We start from the raw sequence: 18,936 nt of genomic DNA on the forward strand, positions 1-18,936 counted from the left end.
CATGGCTCAACAAGAAGCGATGACGTTAAAGAGATTTCAAGAGAAGTTTCATTCGGATGACGCATGCCGCGAGCATCTGTTCCAGATCCGCTGGCCGAACGGCTTCTGTTGCCCCAAATGCGAGCACGATGCGTTCTACTTTCTGGAAAGCCGTAAGCTGTATCAATGCACGCGCTGCAAGCATCAGGCTTCTGTTACCGCCGGCACGATTATGCATAAATCCCATACGCCGCTGCTGACCTGGTTCTGGGCGATTTTCCTTGTGGCGCATGATAAACGCGGCGTTTCCGCGGTTTTCCTTTCGCGCGAACTGGAAATCTCCTACCCAACCGCATGGTTAATGCTTCACAAGATTCGCAAAGCCATGGGAGATCGCGATGCCCACTACCAACTGGCCGGTTTGGTCGAACTGGATGACGCGTTCTTCGGAGCGCCGACAGAAGGCGGTAAACGCGGTCGCGGCACGGAACAAACACCCGTACTGGCAGCCGTATCGCTGGACAGGAAAGGAGCGCCGCAATATGTGAAAATGAAGGTCATCCCGAATGTCAAAGGCAAGACGCTGGTCGATTTTGCACGGCACCATATCGAGCCCGGTGCTACCATCAGCAGCGATGCCTACAGTTCGTATCGAAAGCTCGCAGAGGAAGGTTACGATCACCAGCCGCTCGAGTTTAACGCCAAGGAAAACCCCGATCATCTGAAATGGCTGCACACCATGATTTCCAATGCCAAAGCGTTTATCGGCGGTACCTACCATGGCTTGGCTTCCAAGCACCTGCAATCGTATTTGGATGAATTTTGCTTCCGCACCAACCGCAGACGGTTTGAAGGCCAGTTGTTCAATCGACTGCTGACAGCCTGTGTTTCAACCGACACCATCACCTACCAGAAGCTCACATCATGACCTTAGCGGAGCTAACTTGATATTCAAATAAATTTATTGACATTGATAATGAGAATTGTTATCATTTACATGCTTGTTTGATCGAACATAAGTCAGCTTGCTTATACTGAAGGGGGATTCATACGTGTTTGCAACGAAGAGAAAATCGATTACGATACTGTTAGGTCTGATGCTCATGTCGTTATGGCTCGCCGCATGCGGCAACAACAATAATAAAGCGGAACCGAGCACGAGCGGCTCCACGGCGTCCCAGCCCGCGTCCGCTTCCGCATCGGCGTCTGCGCCGGCAACGGAACGTAAGCTGACGGACGGGCTCGGCCACGAAGTCACGATTCCGGCTAACCCGCAGAGAATCATCGCTTCCTACTTGGAGGACTATCTCGTGGCGCTCGGCGTGAAGCCGGTAGCGCAATGGACCGTTGCCAACGGCATTCAGGATTATTTGCAGGGGACGCTGAAGGGCATTCCGACGATTCCTTACGATTTGCCTTTCGAAGCGGTGATGAGCTTCCAGCCGGATCTTCTCATCATCGGACCCAATAGTACAGTGGAAGGCGGCAAATACGAGCAATACGCGAAGATCGCTCCGACTTTCGTCCTCGGCGACGACACCGTGAACGATTGGCGCAAAGCGCTGCTCAAGATCGGCGAAGTGCTGAACAAGAGCGACGAAGCGCAGAAGGTGCTGGACGCTTACGAGCAGAAAGCGGCCGATGCGAAAGCGAAGATCCAAGCGGCGCTCCCGAATCAATCCGTTGCGGCGATCTGGCTGGTGCAGAACAGCTTCTTCGTCGTCAGCGACAAGCAGTCGAGCGGCGACGTTCTGTATAACGACCTGGGCTTCAAGGTTCCGGCTGTCGTCAAGGAAATTTCCGCTAAGGGGACGGGCAACTGGAATCCGATCTCCCTCGAGAAATTGGCCGACCTGGACGCCGACCACCTCATCTTGATCAACAGCGACAAGGGCACGGGCTCCGCCGCGTTGAACGATCCGATCTGGAAAACGATCAAAGCGGTGAAGAACGGCCATGTCTACGAATATCCGAGCTCTTCGAGCTGGCTGTACTATGGCCCGGTCGCGAGCTCGCAAATGATCGATAACGTATTGAACGATATCGTGAAGAAATAACTGCCCTGCGACGGGAGGAACGAAGAGGAGGCCTAAGAGGCTTCTCTTCGTTTTTTGGCACGGCGGGGGCTCCTTCATTCAAGATAGACTGGGGAATGCGCAGCGTGACAGCAATGACTCGTAATCCGAACCAAGCTTCGCCGACGGAATCGGCGAACGCCGAGAGCCGAATCTATTCGAGGCCGCGCACGGCGATCGTGACCATCGTTCTGGGCTTGATCGCGCTCGCGTTCGGTCTGGCGTTGTCCGTAACCTTCGGCGCGAAGGACATTAAGCTATTCACCGTATGGGAAGCGATATTGAACTATCAACCGGATCTGACGGAGCATCGGATCATTCACGAGCTGCGTCTGCCGAGGGTGCTCGGTTGCATGCTCGTCGGCAGCAGCTTCGCCGTCGCGGGAGCGATCATGCAGGGCATGACCCGCAATCCGCTCGCGGATTCGGGGCTTATCGGCTTGAATTCCGGGGCGGGCTTCGCTCTGGCGCTTTGTCTTGCGTTCATGCCGGGTCTGCCGTATATGTACCTGATCCTGTTCTCGTTCGTCGGAGCGGCGCTTAGCGCCGTCTTCGTCTTCGCCCTCGCCTCCGGGGTCAAGGGCGGCCTGACGCCGACGCGTCTCGTGCTCGCGGGCGTCACGCTGTCGGCGCTGCTGACCGCGCTCAGCGAAGGCGTCGCCCTCTACTTCCGAATCGGCCAAGACCTTGCGTTCTGGTACGCCGGAGGCGTAGCGGGCACGAGATGGATGCATCTGCAAATTATGACCCCATGGGTCGGCGCCGCGCTCCTCGGAGCGTTGATCCTGTCCCGTTCCATTACGCTGCTTAGCCTCGGAGAAGACGTCGCCAGAGGCCTGGGGCTGCGGCCGGGCGCCGTGAAGCTGGCGGGTACGGTCATCGTCATCGTACTGGCGGGTTCGGCCGTCTCCACCGTCGGTGCGGTATCCTTCGTCGGCCTTCTCGTGCCGCACTTCGCGCGCAAGCTCGTCGGCGTCGACTATCGGTGGATCATTCCGACCTCGGCTGTGCTCGGCGCGTTGCTCGTCGTGGCGGCCGATTTGGCGGCGAGAACCGTCAGGCCCCCTTACGAGACGCCGATCGGGGCGTTGATCGCGATCATCGGCGTTCCCTTCTTCCTCTATCTCGCCAACAAAGAACAGAGGGAGTTGTGAAGATGAGCGCTTATCCCATGTCTCCCGAAGCGCTGCGCAAGCGCAAACGCACTGTGTTCGTCCTGACCGCGTTGGCTGTGGCGATCGTCCTGACTTTCATCGTCAGCATGAACACCGGACTCATCCGGCTGTCCCCGGCAGATCTGTTGCGCACCCTGTCCGGAGGAGGAACGGAGCGGCAGAATCTGATTCTGTTCGACTTCCGGCTGTCGCGCATCGTCATCTCCGTCCTGATCGGCATGGGGCTCGCGATCTCCGGGGCGGTGCTGCAGGCGCTCTCGCGCAACGCGCTCGCCGATTCGGGCATTATCGGCATCAATTCCGGCGCGGGGCTGGTCATTCTGCTGTTCGTCGCGTTCTATCCGACGGCAACCGCGGCTCCGGCTTACTTGCTGCCTTTGCTGGCATGGATCGGAGGCGGCTTCGCGGCTCTGCTCGTGTTCACGATGTCCTATCGCAGGCATAAGGGGCTCTCGCCGAACCGGCTCCTTCTGAACGGAGTCGCGGTGAACGCGGGCATCTCGGCCGTCACGATCGTGTTGTCGCTTCGTATTAATCCCGAGCAGTATCAGTTCGTCTTGACGTGGATGGCGGGCAGCATCTGGGGCAGCAACTGGAGCCTCGTTGCGGCGCTGCTGCCGTTCATTCTGGTGCTGATTCCATTCGTCTTCTACAAGGCGAGAACGATCAACGTGTTGGGTCTCGGAATTGAGCTGGCGACGGGCTTGGGCGCCCGCGTAAGCCGGGAGCAGATCGTGCTTCTCGCCGCAGCGGTCGGCCTCGCGAGCTCGTGCGTGGCGGTCAGCGGCAACATCGGGTTCGTCGGGCTGATTGCTCCCCATCTGGCCAGACGTCTCGTCGGCCAGCGCTATCAGGCGCTGTTGCCGGCGGCGGCGCTGGCGGGAGCGCTGCTCGTGCTCGCAGCCGATACGTTCGCGAGATGGCTGCTGCAGCCGACGGAGATTCCGACGGGCATCGTCGTCGCAGTCATCGGAGCGCCTTATTTTTTATATTTGCTTTTCCGAACAAAGAAATAGCGAAAAAGCGGTCCGCCGGGAGACATTTCAATCCCGCAACAACCGCAGCACCTGAATCTCCCGGTCTTCGACCGTCGCGTTATATTCCGGAGCCCAAGTTCGATTTAGCTGCTTAGGGTGCGCAAGCCCCCTTTCGATGAGCTCCGTAGCGGTTGTGCAGGAACGGCCTGCGATTCCCTTGACGCGTTCTTCAACGGTTCCGTCCGGTCTCTGCGTCACGATGACCGATTTATTCGAGCGGCCCATGGTAATTACGAAGGAGAGCCCGTCCTTCGTCGGCTCTTCCCGCACTTCCGCCGAAAGACCGGACTGACGGTACTGTCTGGCCACTTCCTCGACGGTGCAGCGCAGGTAAGCGGTCTGGACTTCGCGGAGCAATTGGCCGCCAGCCCGTTCCAACTCTTCTCCCGATAGCGACGAGCATTCGATAAAGGGCTGCAAGCCGTCTTCCGTCTCCATGAACACAATATGAATGTCGCCATTCGTTCCGGTAAGCAGCTTCCCGAGCATCTCGCCCCCGATGCCGATCTTCTTTTGCAGATCCGAGCGAAAGGCTTGCCACAATTTATTCTCCGGGTTTAGACCTAGGTTTCTCATGGCCCGGAACAGCAGCCTTTTGTCTTGAAATGAGATTGCAAAAGTCGTGCAGTGGCTCATTCATGCGTCCTCCCATCCGGACTAGAAGTCGATGTTCCTGCCCACCGTAATCTCGCGGCCGCCGGAAGCGAGCGGCTTCGCCGGGGAGGCCGGTACGAGACTTGCACGAACGGCATTTTCCGCCGCCCAGTTACGCATGAGCCCGATCTCGTCTTTGCGCACTTTACTTAGCGGGACCGTTTGTTGAATCGCCTTTACAATATCCTGAGTCGTTACGTCGCGTTCAACCTTGTTCCCGGCATGACCGTCGAAAAAAGCTTCCAACAGCGCTTGGTTGACGCAGGCTTCGATCTCCGATCCGGTCAGACGAATGTCGTCTCCCCACTTCGCTTCGCCCGACAGTTCGACAAGCTTCCCGATATCGAACGACTCGGGGTTTCGTTTGATCCGCTCGAGATGAATACGGAAAATTTCCGCTCTCTCGTGTTCGTTCGGCAAATCGACGAAGAAAATTTCGTCGAACCGTCCTTTTCGCAGCAGCTCGGGGGGCAGGCTCGCAATGTTGTTGGCGGTGGCGAACACAAAAACCGGACTTTTCTTTTCCTGCATCCATGTCAGGATCGTCCCGAAGACGCGTGACGTCGTTCCTCCGTCGGTTTGATTGCTGCTGGACAAGCCAGAGAGGGCTTTCTCGATCTCGTCGATCCACAGAATCGACGGCGAGACGGCTTCGCACATGGCAAGGGCCAAACGAATATTGGCTTCCGAGCTTCCCACGTACATCCCGAACACTCTGCCCAGGTCCAGACGAAGAAGCGGAAATTTCCAAGAGGCGGCCACGCATTTGGCGCTCAAGCTTTTACCGCAGCCCGGCACTCCGACAAGCAGCACACCTTTGGGCCAACCGATTCCAAACTTTTCGGCTTCCGGCGTATAGGCGGCTTTCCGGATTTCCAGCCACTTTTTCAAATTGTCCAACCCGCCGATCTCCGAGACGTCCATGTGCTCCGTGGCGACGTATTCGAGAATGCCGGCTTTCCGGATGTTCTGTTTCTTCTCCTCTAATATAAAATCGATATCCTGGGCAGATATCCGTTTATGCTTGACGAGCGATTTGGCCAGACAATTCTCGATCTCGCTTTTGGACAGACCGATGGACGCCCGTCCGAGCGCGTCCATGGTCGGTTCCGAGCAATCGATAAATACATCCTCGCGATCGGTGTACGGTTGGGCGAAATTATAGATAATCGTTTTGATCTCGTCCAGATCGGGAAACGGCATATCGATAATAGCGACTTCTTTTTGCAGTTCGACTGGAATTTCCGTCAAAGACCCGACGATGATCGAGTTCGAAGGCATGCCGTCCCGAATGCGCTGAGCGAATTCTTTGTATCTCCGAATATAGACGGGAGACTGGCCAAGATGCGCCTGGAGGTCGATCCAGACGAAAAGAGTAGGTTCGTCGGCCATATTTTCCGCTTTGGCGATGGCATCCATAAGATCGGTTGTATTCGGGTCGATCATTTTCCCGTCTATTTGTAAGCCCCTTGTACAAGTCCAAGTGACCACCCGTTTGTTCAGCTTCTGGGATATGCCTGCAATAAAATCGAGCGCTCTCTCTTCCTCCAACGTATTGACGAAAATGATACTGTAGCGGGCCCGAATCAACACTTCCAACTCGAGCATGAATTCATCCCTGGTCATGGATTCCGATCCCCTTCTCCATAAACGACGAAATAGCCGATCGTTCCTCCGCACCGGGGTAACCCGTCATCCGGATCATGCCGGCACGATCGATTCCGATTTCCAAACGCTTCTCCGGAACGAGCTCGTCGGGCGATATTCGGTTCGTAATCAGCAGTAGCCGTTTGTTATGCCAAATTTCCGACTCCTTACCGGGTACATACGGGCCCGCAAGGACGGCATCAGCTTGTAGCGCGACGCTTCTTGCAGCCTCGTTGTTAAGAATGTACGGGGCCGGATACCCCGTGAACAGCAGCACCGTGCCGCCATGATTCCGCCGGAACGCCCGAATGAGCGAGAGAACGGCTTCCGGTTGCTGCAAAGGCTCTCCCCCGGAAACGGTCAATCCGTCGACCGCCACTCCGCCCAACTCCGCCCCCAGCTTGTCCGGGTCCCACTCGCTCCCGCCAAAATCGGACGAATGCGTCTGCGGGTTGAAGCAACCCGGGCAACCGATCGAACATCCTTGTACCCATACGACGGCGCGTGTGCCGGGGCCGTTCGCGAGGCTCTGGCGGGCGATCGTGTGCACGTATAATCTCATAAATCGAGAACTCTTTGTCCCGCTTCGATCGCGGGTGTTTGTTCCGCATCAGGGTTGGCGGTTGCTTCATGCAAATCGATGAGCCGGAACGTCGGTCTGGGGATCGAACCAACAGCGGGCGCCTCTAACGGTCGGATGCGAGGAGCGGCAGCCGCCGGATCCGGCATGCCCGGTTGCTTGATATACAAGTTGTCGATCGACTCCAGCAGTTGCTGGACGAACTGCTCCGGAGAATCTTGATGGCTATTGCCATGCAGGGTGAAGCGAAGGATGGAGCCGTCCGTCAACCCGACCGTCGCGATCAACCCTTGACCCTGCCGGCCGTTACCCATGAGATAGAGCCGGTTGATGTCGCGCAGCCGGATCTCCATTCGATCGCCTTGCTCCGGACTCGACATGACGATGACAATCAGACGGTCCGGCGTCAACACGAGAATCTTCGCGCCTTCGCCTACAGTGCTCCAGCTTTCGAAGTCCTTGTAGAGCCCCTTTACGATGTCCTCCGGCTGGATAATTCCCAACTCCTCCAGCTCGAACAGGGTGGCGTCGTCTACCGGCGTGTGATGCTTGATCCTTCGCTTGATGACGAATTGAATATACCACAGGCTGCCTATTGAGGCGAAAAGGACATACCAAGTTAAAACTCCTGCCCAGAAAAAGAAAGCGATCAGAAGAATGATGAAGATTTCGGAGGCGGTCACGTAATTCATTTTCTGGCGGCGTGTGAGCCTGTAGTACCAGAAGCCCTTGCCGGGACGATAGGGAGCAACGGCTTTTAATTGGCGGTTCATGATAACCAGTGCGGCGATGGCTCCGATCGTCATGACCCCTCCGCCAAGCAGCATAAGCCAATCACCGCTGCCTAAACCCAATATCGCGATAATGCCGAAGAAGAACAGCCCAAACCACATCAACCTCTTTTTCTTACGAAGCTGTTGCAACGAATCGTCATCCATATCATCCGACTCCTTGACTGGAAAATGATTGAATAAGCAAATTTTACTAGTTCGAGAGTCATACAGCAATAAAAATGTAAGAAGTTGTCGTAAAGATCGATATCGTTCGGGAAGAAGAGCAAGGGATGGAGGATACGTCTGCCTAGGCTCCAAAAACCCATTGACAGCTAGAATTTTCAAGAAGATCTGCTCGATGTCGCCCACCTTATCGCCCGGGGCCAGCCGCTGGATATGTCTTAACCTGTGAGATCGTTTCCAACCCAATGTGCCTTCGCGAGTTCGATCTGAAGGTTCCGGAAAGAGTATAATAAAAAAGACAGAGGTTTCTGATGCAAGAAGTCGGACGAACAAGGAGCTGCGATGAGCGAGCGAAATACGAAAGCAGGATGGAACTTCGACAACAGTTACGCGTGTCTGCCGGATTTGTTCTTTTCCAGACAGGATCCGTCCCCAGTGCGTGCCCCTAGGTTGGTCGTGCTGAACGAAGCGTTGGCGGTTTCTCTGGGCTTGAACGTCGAAGCGCTGAAGAGCAGGGAGAGCGTAGAGATCTTTGCCGGGAACCGGGTTCCCGAAGATTCGGCGCCACTGGCTCAGGCCTATGCGGGGCATCAGTTCGGCCATTTTACGAAGCTGGGGGACGGCCGGGCTCTGCTGCTTGGCGAACAGATCACGCCCGAGGACGAGCGGTTCGATATTCAGCTCAAGGGCTCGGGCCGGACGCCGTATTCTCGCGGAGGCGACGGCCGGGCGGCGCTTGGGCCGATGCTGCGCGAATACATCATCAGCGAAGCGATGCATGCGCTGGGAATCCCGACTACCCGCAGCCTGGCGGTGGCGGCTACCGGCGAGTCGATCGTCCGCGAGACCGAGTTGCCGGGCGCCGTTCTGACCCGCGTGGCGGCCAGTCATTTGCGTGTGGGCACTTTTCAATACGCGGCGAATTGGGGCACCGTAGAGGATGTCCGGACGCTCGCCGATTACACCGTGAAGAGGCACTATCCGGAAGTGGAAGCGGATGAGAACCGCTACCTCGCCCTGCTTCGGGAAGTCATCCGGCGCCAGGCTTCGCTCATTGCCCGGTGGCAGCTCGTCGGCTTCATCCACGGCGTGATGAACACCGACAACATGGCGATTAGCGGAGAGACCATCGACTACGGTCCATGCGCCTTTATGGATGTTTTCGATCCGTCCACCGTATTCAGTTCCATTGACGTTCATGGCAGGTATGCCTATGGCAATCAGCCGCGCATCGCCGCGTGGAACCTCGCACGGTTCGCGGAGGCTTTGTTGCCGCTGCTGCACGACGACGAGGAGCAAGCGATCCGATTGGCGGAGGAGGCGCTGTCGGATTTTGCCCGGCTGTACCATGGCCACTGGCTTGCGGGGATGAGGGCGAAGCTGGGACTGGCGAACGAGGAGCCGGAGGATGAGTCTCTGATTGCGAGTCTTCTCGGCCTGATGCAGAAAGCTCGCGCGGACTATACCAATACATTCCGCGCCTTGACGGTCGGCAAACCGGAAGATACGGAATTGAACGGCGACCCGGAATTTGCCGAATGGCATAAGCGGTGGCAGGCGAGACTGGGCAGGCAGGAGGAGCCGCAGGCTTCTTCGCAACAGCTGATGCGCAGCAGCAATCCCGCGGTCATCCCGCGCAATCACCGGGTCGAAGAGGCATTGGAAGCGGCAACGATTCATGAAGACTACAGCGTAATGCATCGCCTTCTGGACGTCCTGTCGAAGCCTTACGCCTACAAGCCCGATCAGGATGAATACGCCGCGCCGCCTGCTCCGTCGCCTATTCCTTACCGGACTTTCTGCGGAACGTGACAGATCGGACAACGCGGTGCGTCACAGCTCATCGCTTTGACATTTGACGTTGCCGTACGGAAAGCGACGGGGAGCATGAAGAACTTCGAGCTGGGCAAAGACGTACGCCGTGCGTGGCACGAACTTGTGACGGTCGTGGAGCTGGAAGGCCTGCCATGGACCGAGAAGGAGATCGGTTATGTGCTGATCCCGCAATGGGGGGCGGAGCCGCGCGAAGTGCTCGAACTTTGGGTCGGCGTCAAGCTGGACGGTACGGAACGCATTCCGGCCGGTGCGGATGTGCTGCATATTCCGGCCGATACGATCGATCGGTTCGACTTTGACATTATGGTTGCGATCAAGGATTAAATCATCGGCTGCATGCCGAGTTGCGGTTGTCGCCCTTGCGCCTTGCCGGCGGAATCCGGGAAGCGTCGGGGCGATCTTTTTGCCGGCGGTTATGTGCGTTCGGTTGCTTGTCTCTTCGGACTATCGTTGTTAAAGATGGACATTAACGGAACGTTGGCCCCGAACGAGAACTTGACGCCGGAGGCGTGGGACGAGACGCTGCTGCAGGACGCACCCGCCATCGTTAATGACAGGTGGAAGGAATTGCAGTAGAATGGGCGAGAACGGGCGTTCCTTCCGGGCGAACATGACCGGCTGTACAATCGCCGGATTTTCGGGAAATGGGAGATGGATGCGAGATGAAAAGGAACCGTTTAGGCGCTTCCGAGCTGCTCGTCGGGGAGATCGGGCTCGGCTGCATGTCGCTGGGGACGGACGAGCGGGCGGCTGTCGCCATCATTCATGAGGCCTTGGAGCGGGGCGTCAATCTGCTCGACACCGCCGATCTGTATGACAGCGGGCGCAACGAAGAGATTGTAGGCAAGGCTATTCGCGGCCGGCGCGATCAGGTGGTGCTGGCCACGAAGGTGGGCAACCGGCGGATTCCCGGACAAGAGGGGTGGGTCTGGGACCCCTCCAAGGCGTACATCCTGTCGGCTGTGAAGGACAGCTTGCGCAGACTTGGAACGGACTACATCGACCTGTATCAGCTTCACGGGGGAACGATTGACGATCCGATCGACGAGACGATCGAAGCGTTCGAGCAATTGAAGCGCGAAGGGGTCATCCGGGAATACGGCATCTCCTCGATCCGTCCCAATGTCATTCGGGAATATGCCTCGCGCTCCAACATCGTCAGCGTCATGAACCCATACAGCATGGTCGACCGCAGGGCCGAGGAGACGGTTCTGCCCTTGCTTCAGGAGAAGGGAATCAGCGTCATCGCAAGAGGCCCTTTGGCCAGCGGAGCGCTAGCGGCGAATCGGCAGCCGGTCCAAGGCGTGCCGGATTACGAGCTGGCGGAACTTATCGCGCTGCGCGAACAGCTGCAGCAGCTGGTCACTGCCGAGAGGAGCCTTACGCAGCTCGCCATCCGCTACTCGCTCAGCCATCCGGCGGTGGCCGTCGCCATCCCCGGCGCGAGCTCGCGCGAGCAGCTGCTGCAGAATCTTGCGGCTGCGGACGTACCGGAGCTGTCGGAGGAAGAAGTGCAGACGATACGCCGCCTGAGCAAAGCGAATCTTTACACGATGCACCGTTAACCCGCCATATGATCGCCCTTATCCCAACAGAGGCACGGGATGGGGCGATTTTTTTGCGACAAAACTAAGCTCTGTTCAGCGCCCTCACCGAGTTGCGGTAATGAATGTTGCAGGGGAGGAGGCGCGTGATGGCCAGCTCCTTGTTGCTCTCGAAAAAGGAAGAGGCCGCCAGCCTGCCCAACTGCTCGAAGGGCTGAACGACGCTGGTGAGCGGGGTTCGCAAAAATTCGGCGGAAGGCAGCTCGTCCATCGCGACAACCGACAAGTCGTCGGGGATGGACAAGCCTCTTCTCTCGCATACCGTCAGGATCGCCATCGTGCTCGTATAATCCGCGGAGAAGATGGCGGTGCACTCCGGATGTTCCTCCAGCCATCGTTCGAATGCCCGAACGGTAGCGGCCCCATCGTCTTCCCGCTTGACGATCCAATCCGGCTTGATCTCCAGATGGGCCTGGTACATCGCGTCCCGGTAGCCCTCGATCTCCCGCTGATAGTTCGGGAAGGATTCCTGCACGCCGAACAACGCGATCGCCGTGTGCCCCTGCCGGATCATATGCTGCACGCCCTGGAACGTGCCGTTGCGCGTATCGGCATTGATGCAAGGGAAGGGCTCCCCGGGAAAATCGGAGCCCAGAACGACAAAGCGCTGCCCGGCTCGCCACCTCTCTTGAAGCAAGGGGAGCTCCTCGTACGTAGGCGTAATCAGGATGTAGCCTTCGAGATCGTCCGCGGCGTATTCGTTCGGCGCGCGATCGAGATACTCGACGGCGTATTGCTGCTTGTGCGCTTCTTCCCGAATGCCGTCCATAAAGCTGCCTAACGAGCGGTTCACGGTCCATTTCGGTTGGCAGATGAGAACCTTCAGCACACGGGACTCGGGCTGCCGGCCGCGGGCCGGCGGCTCGCCCGCAACGAAGGTTCCCTTGCCGCGCTCCGCACGAAGAACGCCCTCGTTCATCAGTTCGTTGATCGCGCGGGTTAATGTTCCCCAACTCGTGCCGAACGTCTCGACGAGCTCCCACCGCGTCGGCAGTGGGTCGCCGATCCGCAGCTTCCCGCTGGAAATCCAGCGCACGATTTCGGACTTGATATGGAGATAAGCGGGGAGAGCTCTCGGTTTCGTCATCTTGATTCCCTTTCATAACCCCAAAATATATATATAAGATTGTATAAATTATTCATCGCGATGGCAAGAAAAGCGGTTTTCTTCGGACATGCGCCCTTATTTTATTCTTGACAAGTTCGATAACGCTTACTACGATATAAGTCAGATAAGTTATATATATATTTTAGAGGAGATGTATATATATGAAAGCTGCCGAAGGACAGCAAGGGAGAGGCGGCGTGAGCGCGTTCGAAGCGTTGAAGCCGGGGAAGAAGGCGCGAATCGGACTGTACTCGATCGGATTAAGAGCATATTGGAGTCAATTCGAGGGACTGAGAGAGAGACTTGTCGAGTATGGAAAATGGATCGAACGGAAGCTGGCGGACGAAGCGGAGGTCTACAACTACGGTCTGGTGGATACGGAGGATGAGGGGCGGGCAGCCGGGGAGTGGTTCAATCGGCACAATGTCGACCTAATCTTTTGTCATTCCGCCACGTACTCGACCAGTTCGACGGTCTTGCCGGTTCACCAAATTTGCAAAGCGCCTGTCGTCGTTCTGAATTTGCAGCCTGCGGCCCGCATCAATTACGACAAGACCTACACGGGCGAATGGCTGGCGCATTGCGGCGCCTGTCCGGTTCCGGAGATCTCCAACGCCTTCAACCGGTCCGGGATTCCGTTCCGCGTCGTTAACGGATTGCTCGGACTGGAGCAGACGCCGGCGATCTCGCTGGCGGACGAGCAAACTTCCGGAAGGCCGGAAGCGAAGCGGGCATGGAAGGAGATCGCGGAATGGGTGCAAGCGGCCGGAGTGAAGCGAACCTTGCAGCACAGCCGCTTCGGCTTCCTGGGCAACACCTATAGCGGGATGTTGGATATGTACAGCGACTTTACGATGTTGCAGGCACAAACCGGCATTCACGTCGAGGTGCTGGAAATGTGCGATCTGGACAAGCTCTTGTCCGAAGTAACGGAAGCCGATGTGCAGCGGAAGCTGGAGGAGACCCGCGCGATGTTCGAGATCAGCGAGGATTCGCCGACGGACCCGATTGCGAAGAAGCCGACGCCCGAGCAGTTGGAATGGTCGTGCAGGGTCGCCCTGGCTCAGGAGAAGATGGTCCGGGCGTACAATCTCGATTCGCTGACCTACTACTACCATGGCGCGCCGGGCAACGCCTATGAGAAGCTGCAATCCGGATTTATTCTCGGGCATTCCCTGCTCACCGCCAAAGGCATTCCGTGCTCCGGCGAGGGCGATCTGAAGACGGCGCTGGCGATGAAAATTTGCGACTTGCTGGGCAAGGGCGGCAGCTTCACGGAGATCGTCGTCGTCGATTATGAGAACGGGACGATACTGCTGGGTCACGACGGGCCCTTCCATATCCAGATCGCGGACCGCAAGCCGGTGCTGCGCGGAATGGGCGTGTACCATGGCAAGGCGGGAACGGGCATCTCGGTCGAGGCCAAGGTGAAGACGGGCCCGGTGACCACGCTGAACGTGACCCAGACGGTGGACGGGAAGCTGAAGCTTATCGTAAGCGAGGGCGAATCGATCGACGGTCCGATCATGAAGATCGGCAATACGATGACGCCGGTCAGGTTCCACACGGACCCGGATTCTTATATGGAGCGATGGTTTGCGGAGGCTCCTACGCATCATTGCGCCATCTCGGTAGGCCACAACGCTTCCTTGTATCGGAAAGTCGGCGAGCTGCTCGGCATCGAAGTCGTCGTCTTGCAGCCATGAAGGAGGGCAGGGCAACCTGCCTTCCTTCGTTTAGCCGCATAGGCTAGGCGGCTTTGGAAGGCTTCTTGTCTTTGCTCTTGCCCCCGGAGAGGAACCACCCGCACAAGGCGATGGCCAGAAGCACCGCGTAGAACGTCAGCTTCCAGATTCCGCGAAGTCGTGCGGGATGACGTGCAGCGACGGGTGCGCCAGCGTATGAACCGCCAGATTGACGCCGACCCAGCCGACAATGACGAAGGTGGCGATCTCCAACGTCGGTCTGCGCTCCAGCAGCAGTCCGAAATCCATTACGATAACCCCCTTAACGGATATGATGATCTTGCCGGCAATGCCAATAAAGCCGGAGAGCTCGCGCTCTCGTAGTGACGACTTTATTGTGGCAGCTACTCCCCTTTGGAGCGGTTCCCTATTCCGGAAGGGCTTCTGAAGGGCAAGTCGGCGGTGTGCATCTCCACCATGAAGGGCCCAACCCTCTATCCGCTGTTCTGGCTGAACAACGCGCACAAGGTGTTAATGCGCAAAGCGCTGTTCAACTTCGTCGGCATCCGGAAGGTGAAGTTTTTCGAATTCGGTTCTATGGAAAGTCCGCGAGGCAAGCATAAGCAGAAGTTGGACAAAATTTATCGTTACTTCAAATCCGTTCGCTAAGCCCCGAATTGAACGGCCGACGCTTCTCCGGTACACTGGTTGCATGGCGAACATTATAACGTTAACTTACGCCGTGAGGAGCGAGCCGACATGTTTTTGCATTTTATCGAGAACCGAGACCATAAAGAGGCTTTTCTGGAGTTGGCGCACCGGGTGGCGAAGTGTGACGGATTCGTCAATCGCAACGAATGGAACTACATTCGCTCCTGGAAGCTGGAGCTGGGCATGGAGGACTGGGAGCCGAAGCCGGGCGGAGAGGAGCGGTCCCTGTCCGAATTGATCGGCGGCGTGAAGGAGGAGCAGGTGAGGAACATCTTCTTCGCGGAGATTTTGCTGCTTATTTTCGCGGATGGCAACTATAGCGACAAGGAACGGCAAATCGCGGCCGAGATGCAGAGGCTCTTCGGTTATTCCGACGACACGTTCGAAGCCTTCAGAAGCTGGGTCGCGCGCATGGGAGAGCTCAGGATCGAAGGGATGAAGCTGATTCTGGACCCGTCTTCAGTTTGAGAAGCGCGACCTTCGACCCTGACTCCTAGCGTTTTGTCCCTTGCGGGGCGGAACATTATCCCCGCTTGCCGGAGGCGGACCAGTGAGCGGGTCGCTCGAATGTTGGCGGCAGCCTGGTGCCGGCATCGCCCTTCGCCGCGTTGAGCTGGGCTTGGGAGAGGAAGAGACAGTCGGTGAGATCGGCCCCGCTTAGATCGGCGTCCCGGAAGTCCGCTCCAATGAGGTCGGCCGATCTCAGGTCGGCTCCCCGAAGGTCGGCGGCAATCAGATAGGCGCCCCTTAAGTTGGCGCACCGCAGATCGGCTCCCCGAAGGTTGGCGCCGATGAGATCCGCTCCGCGGCCGGCTTTTCTGGGGTGCTTCAGCGGACCTTTGTACCGGAGGCGGGCTTCCTCCCGCACGAGCTCGCTCGTTCGGAGGAGCAGGTCATTCACTTTGGCGCGGTGAGCCGCCACGTCCAGTTGCAGGAGAGCGTCGGGATCGAGAGACGTGAGGCGTTCCGTCTCGTCCAGCGCAAGACCGAGCTCGGCGTGAATCGGGGAGGCGGCTGGCCGCGTGAGCGCTTCGGTCAAATACCAGAGCAGCTCGTGAAGCTGCCGCATCGCCGGGAAGACGTCGAACATTTGCTTCGCGGATTCCGGAGCTTGCCGCCAGTCCCGTCCGCCGAAAGTGATCTGCGATACTCTCTGCCCGGCGCCGAAGCAATCGTACACCGTGCACCCGCGAAAGCCCCGCTGCCGGAGGGTGCTGTGGACGCCGCAGCGGAAGTCCGGCCGGAGATTGGGGCAGGGCTGCCCGGCGTTCTTGTCCATGGCGAAGTCCGCGGAAGCGGCGAACGGCAAGGCGACGCAGCACAAGCCGAAGCAATGGTCGCAGTCCGCCTGCAGCCGGCGGCGCGATAAATCGCGATTTTCAAGCATGGGGGTCTCCTTCCGATCGACGCCATGGACGTCATCCTATCGAATCCATACGAACAAGGGCTCTATCATTATATCACTTAGGAGATTCTCCGATAGGTCTTGGACAAGCAATCTGGGTGACCCGTTACAGGCCTCGGCTCGAGCGGATCGTGTCATCGGTTTGCGCGGCTGCCTCTTGACCCCTCTGAACCCGGCGGCTATAATGAGGGCAATTTATATTTTCCAGGCGACGACCAAAGACATGATCTCCTTCAAGGGCTGGACAGAGAATGAGGTGCAAGCTGAGAGCCTCTGCAGCGACCGGACGGAGGTTACCCCTTTGCAGCCGCGACGTTGAACCCGTGGACGAGAGCCGCGGCAGTAAACGCCGCCGTTTTATCCCCGTTACCGGATACCGATGAGGACTTGCCGGAACGTAAGCCGTTATAGCGGCTGCGGCAAGTCGAATGAGGGTGGAACCACGAGCCGAACGCACTCGTCCCTTGGCGGAGAGTGTGTTTTTTTGCGTTCAGAAATTCCATGGGAGGATGGCATCGTGGAGATCATTCAAGCGGTATTGGCCGACGGCAAAGCAAGAGAGTATCCGAGAGGGACGACGATTGCGGAAGTGGCGGCGTCGATCGGTCCGGGCTTGGCGAGAGACGCCGTCGCGGGCATGATCGACGGGATTCCCGTCGATTTGAACCGTCCGATCGAACGGGACGGCCGAATCGACGTCCTTACGCTCGGCAGCAAAGAAGGACTTGAAATCTATCGGCACAGCACGGCTCATTTGATGGCGCAGGCGATCAAGCGGATTTACGGGGACAAAGAGGTGAAGCTGGGCATCGGTCCGGTCATCGAAGACGGCTTCTATTACGACATCGACATCGGCAAGCCGCTATCCTCCGAAGACCTGGCTGCCATTGAGCGGGAGATGCGGAACATCGCGGGGGAGGACTTGCCGATCGTTCGCCGCGTCGTCAGCCGGGAAGAGGCGAATCGGCTTTTCAAGGGGGATCCCCTTAAACTGGAGCTGATCCGGGAACTGCCGGCGGAAGCGGTCATTACGATTTATGAGCAGGGCGAGTTCATCGACCTGTGCCGGGGACCGCATCTTCCATCGACGGGGCGGATCAAAGCTTTCAAGCTGCTTCACGTGGCGGGAGCTTATTGGCGAGGCGATTCCCGCAACAAGATGCTGCAGCGGATTTACGGCACGGCGTTCCCGAAGGAGGCTCAGCTGGAGGAGCATCTGCGCTTCCTGGAGGAAGCGAAAAAGCGGGACCACCGGAAGCTGGGCAAGGAGCTCGGGCTGTTCATGTTCTCGGAGGAAGCGCCCGGCATGCCGTTCTACCTTCCGAAAGGCATGACCATCCGCACGGAGCTGGAGAACTTCTCCCGCCGCATCCAGCTCAGCCAGGACTACGAAGAGGTGCGCACGCCCCTCATGATGAACAACCGGATCTGGGAGCAGTCGGGGCATTGGGACCACTACAAGGAGAATATGTATTTTACCGATGTCGACGAGACGCGCTTCGCCCTGAAACCGATGAACTGCCCGGGCCATATGCTGATCTTCAAAAACGCTTTGCGCTCCTACCGCGAGCTGCCCATCCGCCTGGCGGAATTCGGGCAAGTTCACCGCCACGAATTTTCCGGCGCGCTCAGCGGGATGATGCGGGTTCGCACGTTCTGCCAGGACGACGCTCATATTTTCGCCAGGCCGGACCAGATCGAGGAAGAGGTGGAGCGGGCGATCGCGCTTATCGACCGGATTTATCAGGTGTTCGGCTTCGAATACAAGCTCGAGCTGTCCACGCGCCCGGACGATTCGATGGGCTCCGAAGAGCTGTGGGAACGGGCGGAAGCTTCGCTTCGGAGCGTGCTGGACAAGCGCGGCATCCCGTATCAAATCAACGAGGGCGACGGGGCTTTCTACGGTCCGAAAATCGACTTCCACATTTTCGACGCGCTGAGGCGCAGTTGGCAGTGCGGAACGATTCAGCTCGATTTCCAAATGCCGGAGAAATTCGATCTCACTTACATCGGCGAGGACAACCGCAAGCATCGCCCTGTCGTGCTGCACCGCGCCATCTTCGGTTCGATCGACCGGTTCATGGGCATTCTGACCGAGCATTACGGCGGCGCCTTCCCGCTGTGGCTGGCGCCGGTGCAAGCCAAGCTGCTGCCCCTATCGGACAACTATCTGTCTTACGCGCTCGAAGTGAAGCAAGCGCTCGCGGAGGCGGGCGTTCGGGCGGAAGTGGACGGGCGCAACGAGAAGCTGGGATACAAAATTCGCGAAGCCCAGCTGGAGAAGGTGCCCTACATGCTCGTGCTGGGCGAGAACGAGCGGAATTCCCGCACGGCATCGGTTCGCAAGCGGGGAGAAGGCGATCTGGGCCGGAGGGAAATTGGCGAGATCGCGAGCTTGATTCGCGAGGAAATTGAAGCGAAGGTGTAGGTGCAGATAACTTCTCTTCTCAAGGTCCGATTTTGGCGATAAGGCCGATCCAAAGC

17 protein-coding genes and 1 pseudogene are annotated in these 18,936 nt (G+C 57.9%); 11 read left to right on the plus strand and 7 right to left on the minus strand.

From position 1 onward, the window contains the following. Position 1 precedes the first annotated feature (1 nt). The 4 genes from G485_RS26535 to G485_RS0114070 all read left to right on the plus strand — a co-directional run bounded on the left by G485_RS26535 (position 2) and on the right by G485_RS0114070 (position 4,245). Positions 2-907: an IS1595 family transposase gene (locus G485_RS26535; protein WP_035156289.1), complete on the plus strand. Its 906-nt coding sequence runs from the start codon at positions 2-4 to the stop codon at positions 905-907. 124 nt (positions 908-1,031) lie between these two features. Beyond that, positions 1,032-2,036: an iron-hydroxamate ABC transporter substrate-binding protein gene (locus G485_RS0114060; RefSeq protein WP_027093078.1), complete on the plus strand. Its 1,005-nt coding sequence runs from the start codon at positions 1,032-1,034 to the stop codon at positions 2,034-2,036. Positions 2,037-2,149: 113 nt separating this feature from the next. Beyond that, positions 2,150-3,208: a FecCD family ABC transporter permease gene (locus tag G485_RS0114065; protein WP_027093079.1), complete on the plus strand. Its 1,059-nt coding sequence runs from the start codon at positions 2,150-2,152 to the stop codon at positions 3,206-3,208. 2 nt (positions 3,209-3,210) lie between these two features. Beyond that, on the plus strand, positions 3,211-4,245 hold the full coding sequence (locus tag G485_RS0114070; protein WP_027093080.1) for a FecCD family ABC transporter permease: 1,035 nt from the start codon (positions 3,211-3,213) through the stop codon (positions 4,243-4,245). A 27-nt stretch (positions 4,246-4,272) separates the two neighbouring features. Here the strand turns inward: G485_RS0114070 and G485_RS0114075 are convergent, their stop codons facing one another. From G485_RS0114075 to G485_RS0114090, 4 genes are all read right to left on the minus strand, one after another. Continuing rightward, positions 4,273-4,809, minus strand: coding sequence for a DUF2997 domain-containing protein (locus G485_RS0114075; protein WP_027093081.1), 537 nt, complete (start codon positions 4,807-4,809; stop codon positions 4,273-4,275). Between the two features lie 114 nt (positions 4,810-4,923). Next, positions 4,924-6,546, minus strand: coding sequence for an AAA family ATPase (locus G485_RS0114080; RefSeq protein ID WP_027093082.1), 1,623 nt, complete (start codon positions 6,544-6,546; stop codon positions 4,924-4,926). Next, a complete protein-coding gene (locus G485_RS28445; protein ID WP_051318282.1) occupies positions 6,533-7,129 on the minus strand; it encodes a 4Fe-4S single cluster domain-containing protein in 597 nt (198 codons plus the stop codon). Before G485_RS28445 ends, G485_RS0114080 begins: the two co-directional genes overlap by 14 nt. Then, positions 7,126-8,085: a hypothetical protein gene (locus G485_RS0114090; RefSeq protein WP_027093083.1), complete on the minus strand. Its 960-nt coding sequence runs from the start codon at positions 8,083-8,085 to the stop codon at positions 7,126-7,128. The genes G485_RS28445 and G485_RS0114090 overlap by 4 nt, the downstream gene beginning before the upstream one ends. 360 nt (positions 8,086-8,445) lie before the next feature. Between G485_RS0114090 and G485_RS0114095 the strand changes: the two genes are divergently transcribed. From G485_RS0114095 to G485_RS0114110, 3 genes are all read left to right on the plus strand, one after another. Beyond that, positions 8,446-9,915, plus strand: coding sequence for a protein adenylyltransferase SelO (locus G485_RS0114095; protein ID WP_027093084.1), 1,470 nt, complete (start codon positions 8,446-8,448; stop codon positions 9,913-9,915). 75 nt (positions 9,916-9,990) lie between these two features. Continuing rightward, a complete protein-coding gene (locus tag G485_RS0114100; protein WP_027093085.1) occupies positions 9,991-10,263 on the plus strand; it encodes a hypothetical protein in 273 nt (90 codons plus the stop codon). A gap of 338 nt (positions 10,264-10,601) precedes the next feature. Then, positions 10,602-11,504: an aldo/keto reductase gene (locus G485_RS0114110; protein WP_027093087.1), complete on the plus strand. Its 903-nt coding sequence runs from the start codon at positions 10,602-10,604 to the stop codon at positions 11,502-11,504. A gap of 64 nt (positions 11,505-11,568) precedes the next feature. Here the strand turns inward: G485_RS0114110 and G485_RS0114115 are convergent, their stop codons facing one another. Beyond that, a complete protein-coding gene (locus G485_RS0114115) occupies positions 11,569-12,630 on the minus strand; it encodes a substrate-binding domain-containing protein (protein WP_027093088.1) in 1,062 nt (353 codons plus the stop codon). A 182-nt stretch (positions 12,631-12,812) separates the two neighbouring features. Here G485_RS0114115 and G485_RS0114120 point away from each other — a divergent pair, with 182 nt between their 5' ends. Then, positions 12,813-14,357: an L-fucose/L-arabinose isomerase family protein gene (locus G485_RS0114120; protein WP_084423311.1), complete on the plus strand. Its 1,545-nt coding sequence runs from the start codon at positions 12,813-12,815 to the stop codon at positions 14,355-14,357. Positions 14,358-14,492: 135 nt separating this feature from the next. Here the strand turns inward: G485_RS0114120 and G485_RS31515 are convergent, their stop codons facing one another. Beyond that, positions 14,493-14,645 (minus strand): hypothetical protein, encoded by a 153-nt coding sequence (locus tag G485_RS31515; RefSeq protein WP_420805781.1) that lies wholly within the window; start codon positions 14,643-14,645, stop codon positions 14,493-14,495. Positions 14,646-14,765: 120 nt separating this feature from the next. On the opposite strand from G485_RS31515, the pseudogene G485_RS26545 reads away from it, so the two are divergent. Continuing rightward, positions 14,766-15,005: pseudogene (locus G485_RS26545) on the plus strand (NAD(P)H-dependent oxidoreductase); the annotation flags it as partial. Between the two features lie 90 nt (positions 15,006-15,095). Further along, a complete protein-coding gene (locus tag G485_RS0114135; RefSeq protein WP_027093090.1) occupies positions 15,096-15,515 on the plus strand; it encodes a hypothetical protein in 420 nt (139 codons plus the stop codon). A 55-nt stretch (positions 15,516-15,570) separates the two neighbouring features. On the opposite strand, the gene G485_RS0114140 is transcribed toward G485_RS0114135, so the two are convergent. Then, positions 15,571-16,434 (minus strand): pentapeptide repeat-containing protein, encoded by an 864-nt coding sequence (locus G485_RS0114140; RefSeq protein WP_027093091.1) that lies wholly within the window; start codon positions 16,432-16,434, stop codon positions 15,571-15,573. A 535-nt stretch (positions 16,435-16,969) separates the two neighbouring features. Here G485_RS0114140 and thrS point away from each other — a divergent pair. Then, on the plus strand, positions 16,970-18,880 hold the full coding sequence (gene thrS, locus G485_RS0114145; RefSeq protein WP_240489151.1) for a threonine--tRNA ligase: 1,911 nt from the start codon (positions 16,970-16,972) through the stop codon (positions 18,878-18,880). The last annotated feature ends 56 nt before the right edge of the window (positions 18,881-18,936 follow it).

The organism is Cohnella thermotolerans DSM 17683 (assembly GCF_000429825.1).
GTDB lineage: Bacteria > Bacillota > Bacilli > Paenibacillales > Paenibacillaceae > Cohnella > Cohnella thermotolerans.